At 36.7% G+C, this 1,135-nt stretch carries 1 protein-coding gene and 1 pseudogene; both read left to right on the forward strand.

Going from position 1 to position 1,135, the window contains the following annotated elements:
• Positions 1-169: pseudogene (locus VXQ92_RS19990) on the forward strand (peptidase M15); the annotation flags it as partial.
• 139 nt (positions 170-308) lie between these two features.
• Entirely contained in the window at positions 309-977 is a 669-nt protein-coding gene (locus VXQ92_RS19995; RefSeq protein ID WP_078202310.1) for an O-methyltransferase, read from the forward strand.
• The last annotated feature ends 158 nt before the right edge of the window (positions 978-1,135 follow it).

The following is a 1,135-nucleotide window of genomic DNA, read 5'->3' on the forward strand; positions in this document are numbered from 1 at the left end:
TTTTATTGAAAATACGAAGTTTAAATTGTGTCAGTTCTGGGCTCAGCACGGCCAAAGTTTAAATTTAGGTATTGGTTTATATAGTTCAGGACAAATCCATATTGATACTCAAGGCTATCGTACTTGGGGACCTGACTTAACCCGCAATACGTCAATGTGTAATTTCTAAAATATAAATCCCCTTATGCGCTTCAGTTTAAGGGGATTTGCTCATTCTATAATCAACCAAAATTTCTTGAATCGAAGATTTTTGCACTCTAGTCATAAACGTTTAAAATACGCCTATCAACATACAGGTAAATTTGACTATGCAGCAGATGTGGACAGACATTGACGAATATATCGATTCACATTTAATTCCCGAAGATCCTCGACTCGACTTTGCATTAAAAAATACCGACGAACACGGCTTTTCAAATCATCTTGCAGTTGCTCCAAATCAAGGAATGTTCTTGCAAATGCTCATTCAGATGAATAAATGCAAGCGTGTTTTAGAAATTGGGACCTTTGCTGCCTACAGTACAATCTGGTTAGGACGTGCACTGCCTGAAGATGGCTATTTGCTTACCATTGAAGGTCGTGATACTCATGCAGAAATGGCTCAAAAGAATATCGATCATGCCAACCTGCCTGTAAAAGTTGAGCTTAAATTAGGCCGTGCTGCCGATGTACTTTCCGCAATTGACCCTCAATCGATTGAGCCTTTTGATTTTATCTTTATCGATGCCGATAAACAGGGCTATCCGGAATATTTAGAACTCAGTCTCAAATTTTCAAAATCTGGCACTATTATTGTGCTAGATAATGTCATTCGTGCCGGTGATATTTTGAATCCTGAAAACAAAAAACCAAGTATTGAAGGCATTCGTGAAACTTTTAAAGCCCTAGAAAAACATCCGCAAATTTTGTCTTGCACAGCTTTACAAACGGTTGGCTCAAAAGGTCATGATGGTTTTGCAATTGCAATTGTGAAATAATGGTTAAAAAATCATCTTTTTCATTTTATTATTTATAATCAACAAATTACTTTTATTACCCCTGCTTTTCCATATAGTTATCCACAAGATTTGCGGATAACTATATGCAAATCTCATCATTTAGCCACAAGTAATGGTACAGTCGCGTTACGGAAAAT

Source organism: Acinetobacter sp. 228 (assembly GCF_048147885.1).

What these genes read in the sequence shown, in the direction of transcription:
- VXQ92_RS19995 (WP_078202310.1), top strand. Translation starts at nt 309, where the DNA reads ATGCAGCAGATGTGGACAGACATTGACGAATATATCGATTCACATTTA.